Raw genomic sequence first — 20,840 nt, forward strand, 5'->3', positions numbered from 1 at the left:
GCTTAGGTCAGCGAGTCCGGCGGCAGGAAGCGGTCGCCGTACTTGGCGGCCAGCTCGCGGGCGCGGGCCACGAAGGCCTCTTTGCCCCGGCCGAGCGCACCCTCGTAGCCGACGATGTACTGCGCGCTACCACCGGTCCACGGCGGGAAGCCGATACCCATGATGGATCCGATGTTGGCGTCGGCCGTCGACATCAGCACGTTCTCGTCGAGGCACTTCTGGGTTTCCAGCGCCTCGGCGAACAACATCCGGTCGATCATGTCCTGCAGCGCCGGCTCCGAGGTGCCCGACTTGAACGTCTCCCGCAGGCCCGGCCACAGGCCGGCACGCTTGCCCTCGGGGTACTCGTAGAAGCCCGCGCCCTTGAGCCGACCGGACCGACCAACCTCGATCATCTTCTCGACAACCGCTTCGGCCGGGTGCGGCTCGTAGGTGCCACCGGCGTCCTCGACACCCTTGCGGGTAGCGGTAGCGATCTTGTGCATCAGCTCCAGGTTGAGCTCGTCGGACAGCTGCAGCGGCGGGGCCGGGTAGCCGGCCTGCGATCCCGCCTGCTCGATCGACGACGGCTCGACACCCTCACCGAGCATCGCCAGCGCCTCGTTGACGAAGGTGCCGATGACCCGGGAGGTGAAGAAGCCGCGGCTGTCGTTCACCACGATCGGGGTCTTGCCGATTGCCAGGGTGTAGTCGAACACCCGGGCCAGGGCCTCGTCGGAGGTCTTCTCACCCTTGATGATCTCGACCAGCGGCATCTTGTCGACCGGGGAGAAGAAGTGGACACCGATGAAGTCCTCTTGGCGCTTGACCCCGGTGGCCAGACCGGTGATCGGCAACGTGGAGGTGTTCGATCCCAGCACCGCGTTGGGCTCGACGATGTCCTCGATCTCCTGGAACACCTTGTGCTTGAGTTCCTGGTTTTCGAACACGGCCTCGATGACGAAGTCCACGCCCTTGAGGTCGGCCGGGTCCGAGGTCGGGGTGATGCGAGCCAGCAGCGCGTCGCCCTTCTCCTGGGTGGTGCGACCGCGCTCGAGTGCCTTGGCCACCAGCTTCTCGGAGTAGCCCTTGCCCTTGGCGGCGGCCTCCGCGCTGACGTCCTTGAGCACCACGTCGTAGCCGGCCTTGGCCGAGACGTAGGCGATGCCCGCGCCCATCATGCCGGCACCGAGCACACCGATCTTGGTGATCGGGGTCTTGCCGATGCCGTCCGGCCGCGACTTGCCGGCGTTGATGGCCTGCAGGTCGAAGAAGAACGCCTGAATCATGTTCTTGGCGACCTGGCCGGTGACCAGCGAGGCGAAGTAGCGGCTCTCGATGCGGCTGGCGGTGTCGAAATCGACCTGCGCACCCTCGACCGCGGCGGCCAGAATGGCCTTCGGGGCCGGCATCGGAGCGCCCTTGAGCTGCTTGCGCAGCAAGGCCGGGAACGACGGCAGGATGGAAGCCAACCCCGGCGACGACGGAGTGCCGCCCGGGATCTTGTAACCCTTCTTGTCCCAGGGCTGCTCGTGGGAATCCGGGTTGGCCTTGATCCACGCCTTGGCGGCGGGCACCAGCTCCTCGACCGTCGGCAGCACCTCGTCGACCAGCCCGATCTCCTTGGCCTTGGCCGGCTTGAACCGGGTGCCCTGGGACAGGATGCTCACGAAGGCGTTCTGGATACCGAACATGCGCACGGTGCGGGTCACCCCGCCGCCACCGGGCAGCAGGCCCAGGGTCATCTCGGGCAGACCCAGCTGGCTGCCCTTGGCGTCGGCCGCGATGCGGTGATGGCAGGCCAGCGCAATCTCGAGGCCACCGCCGAGTGCCGCGCCGTTGATCGCGGCGACGACGGGCTTGCCCAGCGTCTCCAGGGTTCGCAGCTGCCGCTTGACCGTCTCGACCGTGTCGAAGGACTGCCCGGCGTCTTCCGGACCGGCCTGGATCATGGATGTGAGGTCACCACCGGCGAAGAAGGTCTTCTTGGCGCTGGTGATCACCACTCCGGTAATCGAATCCTTTTCGGCAACAAGGCGATCCACCGCCTTACCCATCGACTCGATGTAGGCCTCGTTCATGACGTTGGCCGACCCCGACGGGTCGTCCATGGTCAGCGTGACGATGCCGTCGGCATCCTTGTCCCACTGAATTGTGTTGTCGGCCATTTACTTAAACCCTCTCGATGATCGTCGCGACACCCATGCCGCCACCAATACAAAGCGTGACCAATGCGCGCCGGGCGTTGCGGCGCTCCAGCTCGTCGACCATGGTGCCCAGGATCATCGCGCCGGTCGCCCCCAGCGGGTGACCCATCGCGATGGCCCCACCGTTGACGTTGAGCTTCTCGTCGGGGATGTTGAGGTCCTTCTGGAACTTCAGCACCACCGACGCGAACGCCTCGTTCAGCTCGAACAGATCGATGTCATCAACCGTCAGGCCGGCGCGGTCGAGCACCTTGCGGGCGGCAGGGGTCGGGCCGGTCAGCATGATGACCGGGTCGGCGCCACTGGTCGCGGTGGCGACGATGCGGGCGCGCGGGGTCGCGTTGATCGCTGCCCCCGCCTTTTCGCTGCCGACCATCACGATCGCGGCGCCATCGACGATGCCGGAGCTGTTGCCGCCGGTGTGCACGTGGTTGATCTTTTCCACCCAGTGGTACTTCTGCAGCGCGACGTCGTCGAAACCGCCCATCGCCGCCAGGCCCTCGAAGGCCGACTTGAGCTTGCCCAGGCCTTCCTTGGTGGTCTCGGGCCGCATGTGCTCATCGTGGTCGAGGATCAGCAGACCGTTTTGGTCGCGGACCGGCACCACGGACTTGGCGAAGTAGCCGCCCGACCACGCCTCGGCGGCCTTCTCCTGGCTACGCAGCGCATAGGCGTCGACGTCGTCGCGGGAGAAGCCCTCGATGGTGGCAATCAGGTCGGCGCCGATGCCCTGCGGAACAAACATGACGTCGTAGTTGGTGACCGGGTCAAGCCCCATGGCGCCGCCGTCGGCACCCATCGGCACCCGGCTCATCGACTCCACACCACCGGCCAGCACCAGGTCATCCCAGCCGGAACGCACCTTCTGGGCGGCCATGTTCACCGCTTCCAGACCCGATGCGCAGAACCGGTTGAGCTGCACGCCACCGGAGGTGACCGGCATCCCGGAGGCCAGCACCGCGGCGCGGGCGATGTCGCCGCCCTGGTCACCGACGGGCGACACGCAGCCCAGGATGACGTCGCTGATCAGGTTCTCGTCGAGGTCAGGGTTGCGCTTGCGCAGCTCCTCGATCAGGCCAACGACCAGGCTTATCGGCTTGACCTCGTTTAGCGATCCGTTCTTTTGCTTGCCACGCGGCGTGCGGATGGCCTCATAAATGAAGGCTTCTTCGGACATGTCGACTTCCTGTTCACAAAAATTGGGGTTCAGATCCGTCATCAAGACGGGGTCCAGTACAGGCACACTAACAGGGGCCTCGGCCAACCTGTTGGTTGGGCCGAGGTTGCTGGAGCGGTCCGCGCCGCTGATCACCGCCCGCGGCAGCGTGCGCCCCACGCCGCGCGACGGCGCGCATCGCCGCTCGGGCTAGGCTCGACCGACATGACGGTGTCGCGGCTACAGCCCTACGCGACGACGGTGTTCGCCGAAATGTCGGCATTGGCCGCGCGCATTGGTGCGGTCAATCTTGGCCAAGGCTTTCCCGACGAGGACGGACCGCCGGCGATGTTGAAGGCCGCCCAAGAGGCCATCGCCGCGGGCGCCAACCAGTATCCGCCGGGAATGGGCATCCCGGCCCTGCGCCAGGCCATCGCCGCCCAGCGTCGACGACGCTTCGGTGTCGAATACGACCCGGATACCGAGGTGCTGGTCACGGTCGGCGCCACCGAGGCCATCGCGGCCGCGGTCCGGGGACTGGTCGAACCCGGCTCGGAAGTGCTGTTGATCGAACCGTTCTATGACTCCTATGCACCGGTGATAGCAATGGCCGGCGCGAAGCGAGTTGCCGTGCCGCTGGTACCCGACGGCCGCGGCTTCGCGCTGGATGCCGATGCGCTGCGACGCGCCGTGACACCCAAGACCCGCGCACTGATCGTCAACTCCCCGCACAATCCCACCGGCGCGGTGCTCAGCCGTGCCGAGCTCGCGGCAATAGCAGAGATTGCGGTGGCCGCAGACCTATTGGTGATCACCGATGAGGTGTACGAGCATCTGGTGTTCACCTCGCCAACCGGGCACCAACACCTGCCCCTGGCCGGGTTTGACGGGATGGCGCAGCGCACGGTCACGATCTCGAGCGCGGCCAAGATGTTCAACTGCACCGGATGGAAGATCGGATGGGCTTGCGGCCCAAAAGAACTCATCGCCGGGGTGCGCGCGGCAAAGCATTACATGAGCTATGTCGGCGGGGCGCCGCTGCAGCCCGCGGTGGCGCTGGCACTGGATTCCGAGGATGCCTGGGTCGTAGCGCTGCGGACTTCGTTACAGGCCAGACGCGATCGGCTGGCCGCGGGCCTGAGTGAGATCGGATTCGGGGTACACGACAGCCACGGCACCTACTTCTTGTGCGCCGACCCGCGGCCGCTCGGCTACGACGACAGCACGGCGTTTTGCGCCGCGCTGCCCGAGAGGGTGGGGGTTGCCGCCATCCCGATGTCGGCCTTCTGCGATCCGGTGGCCGAGCATGCTTCAACCCAAGCCGATATCTGGAATCATTTGGTGCGCTTTACCTTCTGCAAACGCGAAGACACCCTGGACGAGGCGATCAAGCGGCTGGCCGCACTGCGTGACGCGGCCTAGTCAGCCGTACCCATCACACGCTTGCGCAATCCCTCCAGCGCGGAGTGCAGGATCTTTCGGCGCGCACGATTAACCCAGAACTCGGGTAGCGGAGCTGAGGGTTCCACCGTGATGCTGAAGCGCACTCGCGTCTTGTTGTCCGCTTCGCGGCGCAGGTTGTACTCGCCGTGCTGACCGTGTTGCTGGACGGTCCTCTGGGCATCCCAGACCATCCAGTCCGGCCCCCAGTGATATTCGAGCAGTTCGGTGTCGGCGATCCCGGTGACCTTGATGGTGACCCGCACGTGGTGAGGTCGGCCGTCCGGATAATGGTCAACGACCTCGACACGCTTGTGCACCACCGACCACGACGGCACCGCGCCCATGTCGGCTAGCGCCTCCATGATCACCTCAGGGGGCGCATCAATGACGATCTCACCCGACGCTTGTATGGCCACTGCCACCAAACTAGCAACCAAAATCTAGGTTTCAGGTGAGACGAAGCTACTTGGCCTGATCCGTTGCGTCGCGATTGGCGACCAGCTCACTGAGCCCCTTCGCCGCGGCGTCGAGCACGTGCTCGCTAGCCCGCTTGACGATGAATCCCGGGATCGGCCCTGACGGTTCGACGGTGATGTCAAACCGCACCCGCGATTTGTCGAGTCCCTCGGGCCGGACCGTGTACTCGACGTGCTGACCGCGCTGCTGGAAGGTCTGATCCGCGTCCCAGCACACCCAATCCGGGCCCCAGTGGTACTCCAGGATCTCTTTGTCCACGAGCCCGAGAATCTTGATGGTGGCCTTCACGTGATGCGGACGGCCATCCGGGTAGTAGTCGATGACTTCCACACTCTTGTGCAGGGGTGACCAGGAGACCAAGACGCCGACGTCTGTCAGCGCCTCCATGACCACTTCCGGGGGCGCATCAATAACGAATTCCCGCGCTGCTTTTACGGCCACCAAGTTCAAGCTAGCAACGCTGCCCGGGCCACGAACCGGGTTCGGTGCAAATAACTAGTTACCAGTTGATTTCGCCGATCGGCGTGGTCGTGGCGGGCGGTGGCCCCACCGGCCCGGCCGGCGTTCGGGAGAACCGCGGCGCCGGCGCGGCCTGCTCCACGCCGTGCGCGGAAATCACCGTCGAGCGCGCCCGCAGATGATCACTAGCTGCCGCTTCACTCCACGTCAGCACCGGGGTCACGCATGCGTCGGTGCCGGCGAAGACCGCGGCCCATTCGTCACGGGTTCGGCTGGCGAACCGCTCCGAAAACATTTCGCGCATCTTGGGGTAGGCGGCGATGTCGAGCTGAGACGGCACCTCGGCGGCCGACAGACCAAGTCCGGCCAGCAACGCCGCGAAGAATTGCGGCTCGATGGCCCCCACTGCCATGTGTTTGCCATCAGAAGTCTCGTAACAGCGGTAGAACGGGGCACCCCCATCAAGGAGAAAGGACTCGCGCTCGTCGCGCAGACTGCCAATTCCCTTCATGGTCCACATCATCTGAGCCAGCACGCTGACCCCGTCGACCATCGCGGCGTCGATGACCTGCCCCTTGCCCGACCGCTCCCGCTCGTAGAGCGCGGCCATGATGCCAAGCAGCACCAGCATCGAACCGCCGCCGAAGTCGGCAACCAGATTCAGCGGGGGCGTGGGTGGCCGGTCCCGATAGCCCAGCGCCGACAACGCACCGGTCTGCGACAGATAGTTGATGTCGTGGCCGGCCGTCGGCGCCAGCGGGCCGTCCTGCCCCCAGCCGGTGATGCGCGCGAAGATCAATCGCGGGTTTACCGCGGCGCAGTCATCGGGCCCGATTCCCAGGCGTTCACAGGTGCCCGGCCGAAAACAATCCAGCAGCACGTCGGCCTTGGCGGCCAACTCCAACAAGGCCTGCGGCTGGCTTTTGACGTCCAGGTCGACGATCCGTTTTCCGCGATGCAGCAGATCGCGGTCCTCGGCCGGCATCTGCAGACCCCCGGGCCGGCGCACCCGCACCACGTCAGCACCCAGGTCGGCGAGCACCATCCCGGCATGTGGGCCGGGGCCGATGCCCCCCAACTCGATGACCTTCACCCCCGCCAGGGGTCCCCCACCCGCCACCGTGGCTACTCAGCCCTTCTTCACCTTCAGCACCTGCTTGCGCAGCTCATCGAGGCCGGACTCCACCGTGCCCTTCACCGCACGCTTGAGCACGAATCCCGGCAGCGGCACCACCGCGTCGACGGCCAGCTCGAGCTTTACCCGGGTCTTGTCGCCCTCCGGCGTCAAGAGGTAGCTCCCCTCCTGGGAACGCTGCTGGCCCGAACTGACGAGCGACCAGTTCACCTTGTTGTCGCCCCAGCTGTAGGCCACCACTTGCTCGTCGGTGATACCCGCGGTCTTGACCTTCATCTTCACCTGGCTGGGCCGACCATCGGCTCCGGTCTCGAAAATTTCGGCGCTCTGATGCGGCGAAGACCATTCGGGCATCGCTTCGAAGTCAGCAATGACGTCCAAGATCTCCTGGGGGCTGGCTTCGATGACGATGTCGCGGGTTTCTTTGATTGCCATGGCCCGCACGATAGCGAAGCGGCGGCCCAACCGGAATAGTTTCAACGGCGTAGCGTCGTCGTCGTGACCCTGCTCGAAAATGATGCCGCCACTGACCCCGTCTACACCGTCGGCGACTACCTGCTCGACCGTCTGGCCGAACTCGGTGTCTCGGAGATCTTCGGGGTTCCCGGCGACTACAACCTGGAATTCCTGGACCACATCGTCGCCCATCCGATCATCCGCTGGGTGGGCAGCGCCAATGAGCTCAACGCCGGCTACGCCGCCGACGGATACGGACGGCTACGTGGAATGTCGTCGGTGGTAACGACTTTCGGAGTCGGCGAGCTTTCCGCGACCAACGCCATCGCGGGCAGCTACGCCGAACACGTACCGGTGGTGCACATCGTGGGCGGACCCTCCAAGGACGCCCAGGGCGCCCGCCGGGCGTTGCACCACTCGCTCGGCGATGGCGACTTCGAGCACTTCTTCCGAATCAGCCGCGAAATCACCTGCGCGCAAGCCAATCTCATGCCAGCGACGGCATGCCGGGAGATCGACCGAGTGCTCTGCGAGGTGCGCGAGCAAAAACGGCCCGGGTACCTACTACTGTCCACCGACGTGGCGCGGTTCCCCACCGAACCGCCCGGCGCCCCGTTGCCTCCGCTGGCCGGCGGAACCAGCCCACGCGCGCTGTCGCTGTTCACCCGCGCTGCCGCCGACCTGATCGGTGACCACCAGCTGACCGTCCTGGCCGACCTGTTGGTCCATCGCCTGCAAGCGATCAAGGAGCTAGAGGCATTGCTGTCCGCCGACGTGGTACCCCACGCGACCTTGATGTGGGGAAAGAGCCTGCTAGACGAGAGTTCAGCCAACTTCCTCGGCATCTACGCCGGGGCCGCCAGCGCCGAACCGGTGCGCAAGGCCATCGAGCAGGCGCCCGTGCTGGTCACAGCCGGGGTGGTATTCACCGACATGGTGAGCGGATTCTTCAGCCAGCGGATTGACCCGGCCCGCACCATCGATATCGGGCAGTACCAAAGCAGCGTGGCGGACCAGGTGTTCGCACCACTGGAGATGGGCGCCGCGCTGCAGGCCGTGGCCACAATCCTGACCAAGCGCGGGATCAGCTCTCCCCCGGTGGCGGTACCCCCGGCCGAGCCGGGCCCGCCCACCCCGGGGCGCGACGAGCCACTCAACCAAGAGATGCTGTGGAACCGGCTCTGCGAAGCCCTGACACCGGGCAACGTGGTGCTGGCAGATCAGGGCACGTCGTTCTACGGCATGGCCGACCACCGATTGCCGCAGGGCGTCACCTTCATCGGTCAACCCCTCTGGGGCTCAATCGGTTACACGCTGCCCGCGGCGCTGGGAGCGGCGGTGGCCCATCCCGATCGCCGGACGGTGCTATTGATCGGCGACGGGGCCGCACAGTTGACCGTGCAGGAACTCGGGATTTTCTCCCGGGAGGGCCTGTCGCCGGTCATCGTGGTGGTCAACAATGACGGCTACACCGTCGAACGGGCGATTCACGGCGAGACCGCTACGTACAACGACATTGTCAGCTGGAGATGGACCGATGTCCCCGGTGCGCTGGGAGTCACCAACCACCTGGCGATGCGGGCCGAAAACTACGGCGAGCTCGACGATGCACTCACCGCGGCCGCCGAGCAGCGGGACCGCATGGTCGTCGTCGAGGCGGTATTGCCTCGGCTCGACGTTCCACCGCTGCTCGACGAACTCGTCGGATCGCTATCACCGCCCGAGTGCGGCGGACGCAGCTGACGAGCACCGACAGGTTAGGCCGGGTGGGCCGCCCGATCGCCACTTGACGAGGCGATGATCGCCCGAACGGTGCGACGGCAGCGCCCACAGTCCGCGCCCGCTCCGCAGGCTCGCGCGACCTCCCGGGTAGTCGTGGCGCCGGCGACAACGGCATCGGCCACCATCTGACTGGTGACGCCGTTGCACAGGCACACGAACATTGCGGCGATCAACTCACTGCGGAGCGATCCGCATCATCTCGGAGAGCCGGCCCACGAACAGCGGTGGGTATGCGCCTATCCCGGCACCCCGAAGCCATTGGGCCGCGGCGTCGGGGTGATCGATCCACTCGCGGGCCCGCTGCTCGTCGGGAAACTCCTGCAGGATCAGCACTTCGTGGCTGTCGTCGAAAGCCTGAAAGACCCAGGTCTTTCGGATACCGGCGGCAACAAAGCGCTCCATCGCCGGGGCGACTTCGGCGATCAGCGTCGCCACGTCGTCGACCGAGGCGATCGCGGCCACCACGACTCCCGGGGCCGCCGCTGCCCCGGACCCCGACGCCCCGACGACAAACCTGTCCACGATCTCACCGGCAAAGACCGCCGGAATGTCGTCGACGCCTACCGCGTCGAACCAGTCGAAGAAGACCCGCGAACGAAGTAGCTCGACGACGGGCTCGCGGCTGTGCACCCCGATCATCACCAGGACGCGGCCGTAGTCATGTGTTGAGGCGTACACGAGAACGTGGTGTGCACCGATATCGGCGAGCGCGGACTTGTTGCGTTCCAGCAGCGGCCACACCCTGGTTGGATCGGGCACGCGATAGTCCGATGCGATCACCATCGAGTGGATGTCGTTCGTCATCGCCGAGTTCCCGTCACCAGCAGCATCCCCTACACCGGTTCCAGACCTAACCTAGACCGGATCAAACGATGAGATAAGCCATTTTCCATTAGCTTTCGTCAGCTTGACCAGGACGCTGCTGGAAGTCAATGCCGGTTCGGGACGATCTGCACTCTGGGTGGTTTGGTTGACGAACAGCAGTACCACCGCCGAGTCCGGGTGCAACTCGGAAATGGCGGCGCGAAGCACCACCGCACTGGTCCTCACCGACTTCCGCTTGGCCGCCGGTGCGACGATCTGCTGCGTGAATTGGTCGTAGTAGGACAAGAATTCGCCGGTGAGGTGCGACCTGGCCGAGGAGAAATCGCGGTCGAGGGTGTCCGGAGAATAGGACAGGATGGCGATCGCCCCGTCGCTGGCGGCCGAGACGGCGGCCCCGGCGGCCTGGGCATCGACTTCGCGATCTGGCCGGTAGGAGAACACGAACAGCGCCGCCAGCAACCCCAGTGCGGCCGCCACCAGCAGCCCCACCACGGCAACGACGACTTTGCCCGGCGTCAGCTTGTGCAACCAGGCCCGACGGCGCTCGAGCGGCTCCGGCCCCGGATCCTCGTCAGGCTTCTGTTGTTCGCCCGAGGTCTGCTCTGCGGTCACGGCACAAACTCGACTTTCGACATCTTGAGCTGATCACCGTCTCGGGTGATGATCACGATCAGCCGGTACTTGCGGGGATCCTTCTTGGCCCCGGCGGCATTGGTGACTTCCGATGTCGAGGCGACCAGCACCACCGCCGAGTCATCGGTCATGGAGTTCCTGTCGACGGCGACGGCTTGGACCGTTCCCTGCTCGACCACCTGCGCCTGTTGCACCACCTGGATGAAGTCGTCGGAGGACTTGAGGAGTTCGTCTTTGAACGAGCCGGTGGAGTTGTCGAGGATGCGCCCTATCCCCTGCTTGGCGTCCTGGAAGTCCAGCGATGTCAGGGTGATAACGCCCTGCCTGGCCGCTGCGGCGAATTCGGCCACTCGTTCACGCTGCCGGGTCGCATCGCGATGCTGCAGCACCATGTACGCGCTGCCGGCCAGCGCGGCGAGAATGACGAGCACGGCGAGCGCAGCGGTGAGGGTGGACAGTTTGGGGCGCCTCAGCAGACCTCGCCGTGACCGCTCGGACTCATCGGCAAGCTCGTCGGCCTCGGACTCATCGGCCTTGGCCGAGCCGGCGGCTACCGGCTCGTCGTCATCGGCGCGCAGCTCTTCGGTTTCGGCGACGTCGTCGGACTCGAGGACATCGGCCGAATTCCCAGTCGGCTCTTCGGCACCGTTGCGCGAAGCGGTCGCCTGCCCATCCGCCGCGCCTTCATGGGTGGCTTCACAAGCAGCGTCAACTTCCGCTGCGGCCTCGGCGCGTTCGGCGCGACGTCTTAGTTGCAGGGCGCGCGCACGGGCACCGGCGGCGGCCGCCAGGGCCTCCGCTTCTGCGGCTTCGGCCTCAGCCTCGTCGGCCAACGCCCGCATTTCGGCAGCGGTGCCGCCGATTTCGTCCTCGTCCACCGGGGCGGATCTCGGATCAGCCGCGCCGTTTCCGATGCCGGTGCTCACACCACACCCGGCCGACAGCAGCGCTGTGTGCATCGCTGGATGCGCAACTGCGCCACCCCGAATCGGTCATCGGCAGAGTCGAGCCCGGCCCCCGGATTCGATACCGCCGGCGCGCAACGACGGATTCCGCTGCTGCGCAACTTCACATCTCGCGGCATCGACCCCTCGTCTCGACGAACCTTGGAGAGCCACGTTGTCGTTTGGCCCCCCAAGGCGGCTCCTAGTCCAAAGCTACACCAAAGACAAAAGTAGCTTTTACTTGCGGAAATATGCTTCTCGACGCGCAGCATATCGCGAAGCCACGCCCTAGCGGAGCAGGTCCTTGACCACCTTTCCGGTCGCATTCAGCGGCAACGCATCGACAAAGCGCACCGAACGCGGGACCTTGAATCCCGCCATCCGTTCCCGGCACCAACCCAGCAAATCCTCAGCGCTGAGCGCACTTTTGCCGCTCTGGCGAACCACGAACGCCTTACCGACCTGTCCGAGCCGCTCGTCGGGAACGCCGATGACGGCCACCTGTGCGACCGCCTCGTGCTCCATCAGAAAGCCCTCGATCTCGGCCGGGTAGGCATTGAAGCCGCCGACGATGAACATGTCCTTCTTGCGGCCGACCACGCGCAGCCGGCCGGTTTCGTCGATGGTGCCGAGGTCTCCGGTATGTAGCCAGCCCTCGCCGTCGATGGCTTCGGCGGTGGCAACCGGATCGTCGAGGTAGCCCTTCATGACGTTGTATCCGCGCACCAAGATCTCGCCGTCGTCGGCGGTCGCCAGCTCGATGCCGTCGCACGCGAGACCCGCGGTGGTGGCGATGTCCTCGAACGAATCCTCCGGCTTGGACAGGGTGACCGTTCCGGCCTCGGTAAGGCCGTAGCCGGTCATGATGGTCTGGAACGGCAACTCGGTGCGCACCCGCCGAATCAGTTCCACCGGGATATCCGCGGCGCCGGTCACCCCCGCCCGCAGTGACGACAGGTCCCGCCGACCTCGAGCGGACAGTAGCGAGTGGTACAGCGTCGGAGGCCCAGGAAGCATCGTAATTCGCTCGTGTTCAATCAATTCCAGCACGTTGTCGAGGACGAAGACACGTACCGGAATGATGGTGGCGCCCCTGATCAGCGACGCGATGCAGCCGGCCTTGTACCCGAAGATGTGGAAGAACGGGTTGACGATCAGGTAGCGGTCGCCGGTGCGCAGATCCGCGCGATCACACCAATGGGCGTAGTGGCGCAATGTTTGCGCGTGATCCATCATCACGCCCTTGGGCCGCCCGGTGGTACCCGATGTGTAGACGATGTCCGCGATGTCGGATCCACTGACCGCACGCTCGAACGGCTTGCCGCACTCCAGGAAGCCGGAGCGCAGATCGATCGCCGGGATGCCGTCTGGAACGGTGAAATCCATTCCCAAGAATCCTTTTTTCGAAAAGCACCGCCCTGGCCCCGCTGCGCCGGATGATGTCGGCGGCCTCGTCCGTCTTGAAGCGCGTGTTGACCGGGACCAGCACCGCTCCAGCGGTCAGCAGCCCGAAGGCGGCGATGATCCACTCGGCCGAATTGGGCGCCCAGACGGCAACGCGGTCCCCCCTGTCGATGCCCATCGCCGCGAACGCACCTGCGGCGCGGCGCACCCGATCGGTCAGCTCGGTGAAGGTGATCCGCAACGACCCGTCGACGATGGCTTCCGCATCGCCGAAACGCTCACCCGCGCTCAAGACCATCTCGGGGATGGTCTGCCATTCGTTCACACCGACATCAGCCGAGCGAGGTTGCCTCCCATGATCTTTGCCTGGTCATCGACGCTGAGGTCCTGCAGCGCGTCGGCGTAGTGCCGGGGTTGCGCGAGCCCCTCCGGGTGCGGATAGTCCGAGCCGTAGAGCACCCGGTCGCTACCGATCAGCTTGATCAGATCCGCGATGCCGTCCTCGTAGAACGGGCTGATGTGGATGCGGTTCTTGATCTCTTCGACCGGGTCGCCGCCGGGGAAGCTTTCCGGAGTCTTCTTGTAAACATCAGCCAGCTGATCGAGCAACGGGAACAGCCATTTGGAGCCAGCCTCGATGACCGCGACCTTGAGCCGCGGAACGCGGTACAACGCGCCGTGAATCACCCACGACGCGACGGCGTCTTGGACCGGGCGCCACTCGTTGAGCATGGAGAACGCATTGGTCTGGAAGGGCAGCATCTCCTTGTCGCCGCCATCCCACTCGGCGGTGTAGCGGGCGTACCCGGAGTCCGAGGAATGCATGGCGACCAGCACGTCGTGCTCGACGCAGCGGTGCCAGAACGGATCGAACTCCGGCAACGCAAACGACCGCGGGCCGCGATATCCGGGCACCGGAGCCGGGCGCACCAAGACCGCGCGGGCACCCCGCTCGACCACCCAGTCCAGTTCTTCGATGGCCTTCTCCACGATCGGCAGGCTGACCACCGGCACGGTGAAGATCCGGTCCTGGTAGCGAAAGCCCCATTCCTCGTGCAGCCATTCGTTGAGTGCGTGCACCACTATGTGGATGAGCAGCGGATCGTCGCGCATCCGCTCCTCGATGAGGCTGGCCAGGGTGGGGAACATCAACGATCGGTCGACGCCCAGTTCGTTCATCAGCTCCAACCGCGGGCCGGGTTCGCGGAACGCCGGAATCGAGCGCATCGGCTCGCCGAAGATCTCCCGCCGGCTCTTCCCATCCGGGTTGCCGATCCGGAAGTACTCCTCCATCGCCCCGGGCCTGGCCACCACCTCGAAGGTGAGGTTGGGGATGTAATCGCTTATCTGGCCGCGTATGGCGATCTTCGTGCGCCCGTTGACCTGGACGTACTGGATCACGCCCCGGTACTGCTTGGGCAGGTACTTGGTCAGCGACTCCTCGGTTTCGTAGAGGTGGTTGTCCGCGTCGAAGAGCGGATATGACAGAGCAGCCGATGACATGGAATTCTCCTTCGCGATTCAGGAGAATACTATTCTCATATCTTGGCGGCCGCAACGGGCGTCACTGCGCGTGCTACCCGCAATTGCGCCCGGTCAGCAGTTGACGCTGATCCGAAATGCGGCCGTCGTGGGCTCGGCGGGCTTGTCCGTGTTGTACCCGTCGGCGTTCCCGGTGATGGTGAATCGGCCATCGCTGAAGTGCAGGCCCGCGTCGCCGCCGTCGCCCTGGGCGTACATCCCGGTGAAGCCCCCCAGATTGGTGATGCGAACCGACTTCGCGATCATCGGCCACGCCCCCTGGTCGATCAGGACCCTGACCCCGGAGGCTTGGTCTCCGATCTGGATGGTCCGGTACCACTCGATCTGGGTGCACCGCACCACGCGTGGCTGCACGTCGGCGCCGTTGACGGTCATCGACGCCGTGCTGGCCAGCTGCGAGCCCGACGACGAGCCGCAGCCGGTCAGACCGGCTGACGCGAGCAGACACACGAACGCCAGCTTGATCGGATTGCGCACCCGGCCACCTCGATTCCGCGCGACGCGCCTTCTGGACCTGCAGCGATGATGCTATTCTCCGTTGAAGAGTATGCCTATACCGGCGGGCAGTTATCCGAGCACTGATTTTGTTCTTTGATGGCGCGTTCAGGAGCATTGACCACATGGTGGACTTGGAATTTGATGAGCTCGACACCGGGCTAGCCGTACTGACCATCGATCGCCCCCACGCACGCAATGCCATCGGTTTGGAGACCATGGCACAGCTGCAGGATGCACTCGACGCGGCAGCGGGAGCACAGGCCCTGGTGATCAAGGGCGCCGGCGATCGAGCTTTCGTCTCCGGCGGCGACCTCAAGGAATTGAGCGCGCTGCGCACCCTGGAAGACGCCTCGGCAATGGCGAAGCGGATGCGGTCCATCTGCGATCAGATCGCCACGTTTCCGGCACCGGTGATCGCCGCCCTCAACGGACACGCATTCGGGGGTGGAGCCGAGGTCGCCGTCGCGGCCGATATCCGGGTGGCCGCCGACGATATCAAGATCGCCTTCAATCAGGTGCTGCTGGAGATCATGCCGGCGTGGGGCGGCGCCGAGCGGTTGGCCGCGGTGGTCGGCAAGAGCAAGGCGCTGCTGTTGGCGGGCAGTGGGATTGCACTCGATGCCGTTGAGGCCGAGCGAATTGGCTTGGTGGATCTGGTGTTCCCGCGTGCGTCCTTCGACTCGACCGACGGCGGCTGGCGGTCGCTGGCCAGATCGCTGGCACGGCGTCCGGCGGCCGAGGTCAAACGCGTAATCAACGGAACTTCACCAGATGAGGCGATAGCGTCCTTTGCCCGGCTATGGGTTGAGGATGCGCACTGGCAAGCCGCAGAGCGGGTGATGAACCGTACCCCCAACCGTGGACCGGGAGCCGAAGGAGCGACATGACCAGCAACAGGCAACCGGTCCTGCGATCGGTTACGGTCGCCGCGATTGCAACCATGACTGGTGCACTTGCCGGCGCGCCCAAGTCATACGCGGACGACCCGCCCATGCATCAGGTCACCTACACCGTCTCCGCCAAGAGCCCCATCTACGCCGACATCTATTACGGGGACCAAGACCCCGCAGCCTTCTCCGACTACAGCCACAACAACTATCAGTTCACCCCGAACATCCAGGCCGATATCGCACCAGGGAAGCCGTGGACCATGCAGGTCATGCTGGCCAACCCCGACCAATGGGCGGTGGTCACCGCGAGCACCGGCAGGCAACAGGGCACGCCGCAGTTTCACTGCGACCTGGCGGTGGACGGGGTGGTCAAGGTGTCCAAAGACGGACCCCGCGGCGTCCTCTGTTCGCTACGAATCTGGTGAACCTAGGGCTCGCCCTCTAACCGGCGCAGGTAGCTTTCCACCAACTCGATCGTTTCGGCGTGACCACCAGACATGCCAAGTGCCTTCTCCAGCACCAGAAAGCGCGACAGGCTGGCCATCAGAACCGTCCACACCACCGGCGGAACATCCTGGCTGTCCACGCCGTAGCGCTGCAGTGCCGCGGTGATCACCCGTCGCTGTTCATCACGGAACCGCTCCGCGTAGTGGGCGATTTCGGCCCGCAACGCCTTGCGGTGATTGGCCAAGGCCATGAACTCCATCGAAATACGCGCAAAAGCCGGATCGCTGCCCAGTCTCCACAACGCCCACAGCGGTTTCGGTGACTGCAGCGCTTGGGCCTGCGCACGCAGACCCGCTTCGGCGCGGCGGCGGAACAGCTCGAGGAACAGCTCCTCCATCGTGCGGAAGTAATAGTGCACCAGCTGGGGCTTGAGTCCGGCCTCACTCGCCACCCGGCGCGACGTCACCGCCGCGTAGCCCTCTTCGATCATGAGTTGTTCGGCCGTGTCGAGGAGCACGCCACGATTCTTCGCGTCAGGCGCCCCGATCCGACGGGCCGATGTCATGCCTTTGCTCCGTACTCTCCACAAGAAACCGGACGGCTCGCCACGATCGTATCGCCGCGCGCACCCTTGACCGTGACATTACCGCCATGCTAAGCAGGTGCTCAGCGCAGCGGAAATGGGATTCTCCGGCGGCGCCAGCCGGCCATGGGAGGCACGCACGCAATGAGCAGCTACGAATCCATCGACTTCTTCACTGACCCGTCCCTGATCCCGGACCCACATCCCTACTTCGACTACCTGCGACGCCAAAGCCCGGTACTGCGGCTACCTCAGTACGGCGTCGTCGCGGTCACCGGTTACGAGGAGGCGACCGCGGTATACAAGGACACCGACTCCTTTTCCAACTGCGTCGCGCTCGGTGGCCCGTTCCCGCCGCTGCCCTTCACACCCAACGGTGACGACGTCAACGTCCAGATCGACGCCCATCGCGAACAGTTTCCGATGTACGAGCACATGGTCACCATGGACCCACCGGAGCACAGTCGGGCGCGGTCGATTCTGAGCCGGCTACTGACCCCCAGCCGGCTCAAACAGAACGAGGAGTTCATGTGGAGGCTGGCCGATCGCCAGCTTGATGAGTTTCTCGGCGCCGGCGAATGCGAGTTCATCAGTGAATACGCCAAGCCCTTTGCCACTTTGGTGATCGCCGACCTGCTCGGCGTACCCGAGGACGACCGCAAGGACTTCCGTGTTGTGCTGGGCGCCGACCGGATGGGTCGAGTCGGCGCACTCGACCATGAATCGGTGGGCGTCAACCCACTGCAGTGGCTCGACGACAAGTTCAGTGCCTACATCGAGGACCGGCGGCGCCAACCGCGCAACGACGTATTGACAGCGTTGGCCACCGCGACCTACCCGGACGGTTCGACGCCGGAGATCATCGGCGTGGTTCGATGGGCCACCTTCCTGTTCGCGGCCGGTCAGGAAACCACCGCCAAGCTGCTGAGCGCCGCCATGCGCGTACTCGGCGACCGGCCGGACATCCAGCGCCAGCTACACGAAAACCGCAGCCTCATAACAAACTTCATCGAGGAATCACTGCGGATAGATAGCCCCGTCAAGAGCGACTCCCGGCTGGCTCGCAAGAGAACCACAGTGGGTGGGCTAGATATCGCAAGCGGCACCGTCGTGATGGTATTGCCCGGCGCTGCCAACCGCGACCCACGCCGGTTCGAGGACCCCCATGAATTTCGTTTGGATCGCCCGAATGTTCGCGAGCACATGGCTTTCGCCCGCGGAGTGCACTCCTGCCCGGGAGGGCCACTGGCACGCGTGGAGGGTCGCGTCTCGCTGGAGCGCATTCTGGACCGGATGCACGACATCGCCATCAACGAAGACCGGCACGGCCCCGCCGACGACCGTCGGTATACCTACGAGCCGACCTACATACTGCGTGGACTCACCGAACTCCACATCACTTTCACTCCCGCGGGCTAGCGCTCGATTCCGTCCGGGCTACCCGAGCGCCAGCCCTACGGCGTAGCTCCCGAACAGGCTGATGCCGATCAGAATCACCCACGCGTCGGTTAGCCGGCGCAGCAGTTTCGGGGCCTGACGCACCTCCATGAACTCCCGAAAAATGATGCGCACCTTGACAAGGGCGATCACGATCACGCTTGCCGTGAGCACCCTGCTGGGACTTGGCGATCCGGGGTCGATGTAGCGGTCCATCCACAGATAGGTCAGCGTGAGCGACGCCAGAATCACCCAGACGACCAACAGCCTGGTATTGAATTTCTGCCCCACCGATCACCTCACCACGTACAGCAGCGCAAAAATGAGCACCCAGAGGTAGTCCACGGTGTGCCAGTAGGTGGCACAGGTTTCCACCAGCTCCTGGGTTCGCCGCGATCTCGTTGCCGGACCACGTAGTTCAAACACGATGATGCCCAGGACTACGAAGCCGATCAATAGGTGGACTAAGTGGATTCCAGTGAGAAAGTAATAGTACGTGAAGAAATCGCTACCGGCCAGTCCGTTTCCCAGCGGGGCCGCTTTGGCCCACTCGGCCACCTTGGACACCATGAACACCAGACCGAGACACGCCGTGAGCAAGGCGTCCCGCAACCCCCGTCGGTATGCGCCGGCCCGAGCCGCCTGAACGCATCGCGCTACCGACCACGAACTGAGCAACAACACCAGGGTGTTGAAGGTGCCGATGCGCAGGTCCAGCTGCGCCTGGGCGCTCGAGAACAGTTCAGGACTTCGCCCCCGATAGAACAGGTAGAACCCGAAATACGCCGTGAATAACAGCGTTTCGAACAGTACAAACGCCCACATGTCGGGCTGGCCCGGCACGAACGTGGGTTGCCTGTCCGCATCCTGCCGCGTGCCGGTACCGGAAAACTCGGTCATCGCTACGCCGGCTCTCGCACCGGGAGATCCGGCAGCAGCCCGGTGCCGAAGTCCTCACGCTGGATCATCCGCCTCAGCAGAACGATGAAAACCCCGGTATAGATGCCGAATACCACCATGTCGAGCCACCAGGCGATCTGACCGTTCCACGCCAATACGCCGCCGCGGAAGATCCACGCCGGCGACACGACGATCTCGGTGAGTGCGTTGCACAGGTTGAGATATCCGAACCACTTTGGGAACACCCGGTTGCGGTCGATGAGAATCGCCAGCATCCACACCAGCGAGCCGATCAGGAACACGCCCATGGTGCCGACGAACGACAGGAAGGCGAAGTCGTAGATCCAGTGGGTCAGCCTCGGGTCACGGCCGGGGCGCATCGCTGCGACCGTCAGCGCGATGCACATCAGCAGCATGCCCGGGATCGCGCTGAGCGAGTACAGGATCAGGTAGGAATACGCGAACGCCCGGCTGATGGACATCCGGCGCATCGAATAGGCGATCAGGGCGTTGCTCATCGTCGTCATGGCGGTGATGACGAACATCACGGCAAACCCGGCCAGGATCCCAAAGTGGTTGTCCTGGAACCACTGCGCGACCCGGGAGTCATCCCACCCGGGATCCGGCGGCGGCTGGGTTCGGGTGACGAGGAAGAACACCACGAAAAAGATGTTGTAGAAGACAACCAGTGTCCCCCAGGCCAGCCACAGCTCGCGCTTCGGGTTGTGCCGACACTGCCAGACGATCCGGCGTGGCAGTGGCCCCGCGGGACCCCCGGCTGGCGCCCCCAGCCGGTCACCGGTTGACACCCTCACTGCCGGCATTGCGCTTGTTCCCGGTAGAGGCACCGGCCCAACACCACGCCCATCACCACGATCCACACCACGATCCACACCACGATGGCAATGTTCTTCAGCCAGAACGACAACGCCCCGTCCCACGCCAGCGGACCGGTCAATGCCAGCCCAACGAATGCCGCCGGGGTCAGCGCGGCCGCGACAACGATGTTGAAATGCGCCACCCAGCGCCCCAACACCGGATGCGCGGGGTCATCGAAGTAGATCGCCAGGGCCAGGATCACGCTCTGTCCGATGAGGAAAGGGACCACGGTGGTGAAGGTGATCCAGGCAAAATCGTTGAGCAGCTGCGTCAGCTGCGGTTCCCGTTCCGGACGAAAGGCGGCCAGCAGCCAACAGACGTTGGCGATGAGGAAAAGTGTTGGGCCGCCGGCCACGCAGCCGAGCATGCAGTAGGAGAAGATCGGCGTGCGATGAGCCATCCTGCGGATCTGCAACACGAGCAGGATCAGGATCGGGATGAGGCAGACGCCGAACCAGTTGAACAGGATCATGCTGTAGCGGATGCGTGGCAGGTTCGCCGGATCGCGGTAGAACGCGGCCACCCGCTCCGCGGGCATCATCGGCGACATGGGTGGGAGGAACCCCGGAAACAAGAGGAACGCGGCCACCCAGATGACCGACGCGGCGGGCAAGGTCCACAACAGAATCAGCTCGCCGTCGGTGCGTCTGCGCACCCCCCGCGCATCTACCTGGCTTTCGCCGACCTCGCCCACCGGTGACTCCTTCCCGGCCCGCTAGTCAGCGAAACTAGCCGATCGGCTATTTTCGGTCAATAGCCGATCG

Annotated in this window: 22 protein-coding genes and 1 pseudogene; 5 read left to right on the plus strand and 18 right to left on the minus strand. The window is 64.8% G+C overall.

From position 1 onward, the window contains the following. Positions 1-2: 2 nt before the first annotated feature. Both CKW46_RS25700 and CKW46_RS25705 read right to left on the minus strand, forming a co-directional pair. Positions 3-2,147, minus strand: a complete 2,145-nt coding sequence (locus tag CKW46_RS25700) for a 3-hydroxyacyl-CoA dehydrogenase NAD-binding domain-containing protein (protein WP_015357119.1) — start codon at positions 2,145-2,147, stop codon at positions 3-5. Between the two features lie 4 nt (positions 2,148-2,151). Next, positions 2,152-3,363 carry an acetyl-CoA C-acetyltransferase gene (locus CKW46_RS25705; protein WP_020729571.1) on the minus strand — a complete coding sequence of 404 codons (1,212 nt, stop codon included), beginning with the start codon at positions 3,361-3,363 and terminating at the stop codon, positions 2,152-2,154. Between the two features lie 204 nt (positions 3,364-3,567). Here CKW46_RS25705 and CKW46_RS25710 point away from each other — a divergent pair, with 204 nt between their 5' ends. Continuing rightward, positions 3,568-4,764, plus strand: a complete 1,197-nt coding sequence (locus tag CKW46_RS25710) for a pyridoxal phosphate-dependent aminotransferase (protein WP_482052559.1) — start codon at positions 3,568-3,570, stop codon at positions 4,762-4,764. Here the strand turns inward: CKW46_RS25710 and CKW46_RS25715 are convergent. From CKW46_RS25715 to CKW46_RS25730, 4 genes are read right to left on the minus strand one after another with little or no spacing between them, the layout of a single operon-like run. Then, positions 4,761-5,201, minus strand: coding sequence for an SRPBCC family protein (locus CKW46_RS25715; protein ID WP_036450535.1), 441 nt, complete (start codon positions 5,199-5,201; stop codon positions 4,761-4,763). The two genes, CKW46_RS25710 and CKW46_RS25715, sit on opposite strands and share 4 nt — an antisense overlap. 46 nt (positions 5,202-5,247) lie before the next feature. After that, the gene (locus CKW46_RS25720; protein ID WP_081435805.1) at positions 5,248-5,703 is read right to left on the minus strand and encodes an SRPBCC family protein; all 456 of its coding nucleotides are present in this window, start codon (positions 5,701-5,703) and stop codon (positions 5,248-5,250) included. Between the two features lie 58 nt (positions 5,704-5,761). Next, a complete protein-coding gene (locus CKW46_RS25725) occupies positions 5,762-6,841 on the minus strand; it encodes a CaiB/BaiF CoA transferase family protein (protein WP_015357124.1) in 1,080 nt (359 codons plus the stop codon). A 9-nt stretch (positions 6,842-6,850) separates the two neighbouring features. Further along, positions 6,851-7,291 carry an SRPBCC family protein gene (locus CKW46_RS25730; RefSeq protein ID WP_011738659.1) on the minus strand — a complete coding sequence of 147 codons (441 nt, stop codon included), beginning with the start codon at positions 7,289-7,291 and terminating at the stop codon, positions 6,851-6,853. Between the two features lie 63 nt (positions 7,292-7,354). On the opposite strand from CKW46_RS25730, the gene CKW46_RS25735 reads away from it, so the two are divergent. Then, complete coding sequence (locus CKW46_RS25735; protein ID WP_015357125.1) at positions 7,355-9,055, plus strand: alpha-keto acid decarboxylase family protein; 1,701 nt, start codon at positions 7,355-7,357, stop codon at positions 9,053-9,055. Positions 9,056-9,069: 14 nt separating this feature from the next. On the opposite strand, the gene CKW46_RS25740 is transcribed toward CKW46_RS25735, so the two are convergent. The 7 genes and pseudogenes from CKW46_RS25740 to CKW46_RS25770 all read right to left on the minus strand — a co-directional run bounded on the left by CKW46_RS25740 (position 9,070) and on the right by CKW46_RS25770 (position 14,919). Further along, positions 9,070-9,255 (minus strand): (2Fe-2S)-binding protein, encoded by a 186-nt coding sequence (locus CKW46_RS25740; RefSeq protein ID WP_011738661.1) that lies wholly within the window; start codon positions 9,253-9,255, stop codon positions 9,070-9,072. Between the two features lie 13 nt (positions 9,256-9,268). Next, positions 9,269-9,898 (minus strand): fatty-acid--CoA ligase, encoded by a 630-nt coding sequence (locus CKW46_RS25745; protein ID WP_482052560.1) that lies wholly within the window; start codon positions 9,896-9,898, stop codon positions 9,269-9,271. A gap of 51 nt (positions 9,899-9,949) precedes the next feature. Then, on the minus strand, positions 9,950-10,531 hold the full coding sequence (locus CKW46_RS25750; protein ID WP_015357127.1) for a hypothetical protein: 582 nt from the start codon (positions 10,529-10,531) through the stop codon (positions 9,950-9,952). Further along, positions 10,528-11,511 (minus strand): Rv1363c family protein, encoded by a 984-nt coding sequence (locus CKW46_RS25755; RefSeq protein WP_482052561.1) that lies wholly within the window; start codon positions 11,509-11,511, stop codon positions 10,528-10,530. The genes CKW46_RS25750 and CKW46_RS25755 overlap by 4 nt, the downstream gene beginning before the upstream one ends. 273 nt (positions 11,512-11,784) lie before the next feature. Continuing rightward, a pseudogene (locus tag CKW46_RS25760) lies at positions 11,785-13,198 on the minus strand (FadD3 family acyl-CoA ligase). 23 nt (positions 13,199-13,221) lie between these two features. Continuing rightward, the gene (locus CKW46_RS25765; RefSeq protein ID WP_482052562.1) at positions 13,222-14,403 is read right to left on the minus strand and encodes an amidohydrolase family protein; all 1,182 of its coding nucleotides are present in this window, start codon (positions 14,401-14,403) and stop codon (positions 13,222-13,224) included. A gap of 93 nt (positions 14,404-14,496) precedes the next feature. Then, the gene (locus tag CKW46_RS25770; RefSeq protein WP_015357131.1) at positions 14,497-14,919 is read right to left on the minus strand and encodes a lipoprotein LpqH; all 423 of its coding nucleotides are present in this window, start codon (positions 14,917-14,919) and stop codon (positions 14,497-14,499) included. A 143-nt stretch (positions 14,920-15,062) separates the two neighbouring features. Here CKW46_RS25770 and CKW46_RS25775 point away from each other — a divergent pair, with 143 nt between their 5' ends. Both CKW46_RS25775 and CKW46_RS25780 read left to right on the plus strand, forming a co-directional pair. After that, entirely contained in the window at positions 15,063-15,827 is a 765-nt protein-coding gene (locus tag CKW46_RS25775) for an enoyl-CoA hydratase/isomerase family protein (RefSeq protein ID WP_015357132.1), read from the plus strand. Next, positions 15,824-16,255, plus strand: a complete 432-nt coding sequence (locus CKW46_RS25780) for an Rv2576c family protein (RefSeq protein ID WP_015357133.1) — start codon at positions 15,824-15,826, stop codon at positions 16,253-16,255. The genes CKW46_RS25775 and CKW46_RS25780 overlap by 4 nt, the downstream gene beginning before the upstream one ends. 2 nt (positions 16,256-16,257) lie before the next feature. Here CKW46_RS25780 and CKW46_RS25785 read toward each other — a convergent pair whose 3' ends face one another. Then, on the minus strand, positions 16,258-16,842 hold the full coding sequence (locus tag CKW46_RS25785; RefSeq protein ID WP_015357134.1) for a TetR/AcrR family transcriptional regulator: 585 nt from the start codon (positions 16,840-16,842) through the stop codon (positions 16,258-16,260). A 162-nt stretch (positions 16,843-17,004) separates the two neighbouring features. On the opposite strand from CKW46_RS25785, the gene CKW46_RS25790 reads away from it, so the two are divergent. After that, positions 17,005-18,279, plus strand: a complete 1,275-nt coding sequence (locus tag CKW46_RS25790; RefSeq protein ID WP_482052563.1) for a cytochrome P450 — start codon at positions 17,005-17,007, stop codon at positions 18,277-18,279. 18 nt (positions 18,280-18,297) lie between these two features. Here CKW46_RS25790 and CKW46_RS25795 read toward each other — a convergent pair whose 3' ends face one another. The 4 genes from CKW46_RS25795 to CKW46_RS25810 are packed head-to-tail and all read right to left on the minus strand — an operon-like array spanning position 18,298 to position 20,770. Then, positions 18,298-18,588 (minus strand): cytochrome C oxidase subunit IV family protein, encoded by a 291-nt coding sequence (locus CKW46_RS25795; RefSeq protein WP_015357136.1) that lies wholly within the window; start codon positions 18,586-18,588, stop codon positions 18,298-18,300. 3 nt (positions 18,589-18,591) lie between these two features. After that, positions 18,592-19,197, minus strand: coding sequence for a cytochrome c oxidase subunit 3 (locus tag CKW46_RS25800; RefSeq protein ID WP_015357137.1), 606 nt, complete (start codon positions 19,195-19,197; stop codon positions 18,592-18,594). A 2-nt stretch (positions 19,198-19,199) separates the two neighbouring features. Beyond that, the gene (locus CKW46_RS25805; protein WP_015357138.1) at positions 19,200-20,021 is read right to left on the minus strand and encodes a hypothetical protein; all 822 of its coding nucleotides are present in this window, start codon (positions 20,019-20,021) and stop codon (positions 19,200-19,202) included. Next, positions 20,009-20,770, minus strand: a complete 762-nt coding sequence (locus CKW46_RS25810) for a hypothetical protein (protein WP_117437869.1) — start codon at positions 20,768-20,770, stop codon at positions 20,009-20,011. The genes CKW46_RS25805 and CKW46_RS25810 overlap by 13 nt, the downstream gene beginning before the upstream one ends. Positions 20,771-20,840: the final 70 nt, after the last annotated feature.

Source organism: Mycobacterium liflandii (assembly GCF_022354805.1).
Classification (GTDB): domain Bacteria; phylum Actinomycetota; class Actinomycetes; order Mycobacteriales; family Mycobacteriaceae; genus Mycobacterium; species Mycobacterium marinum.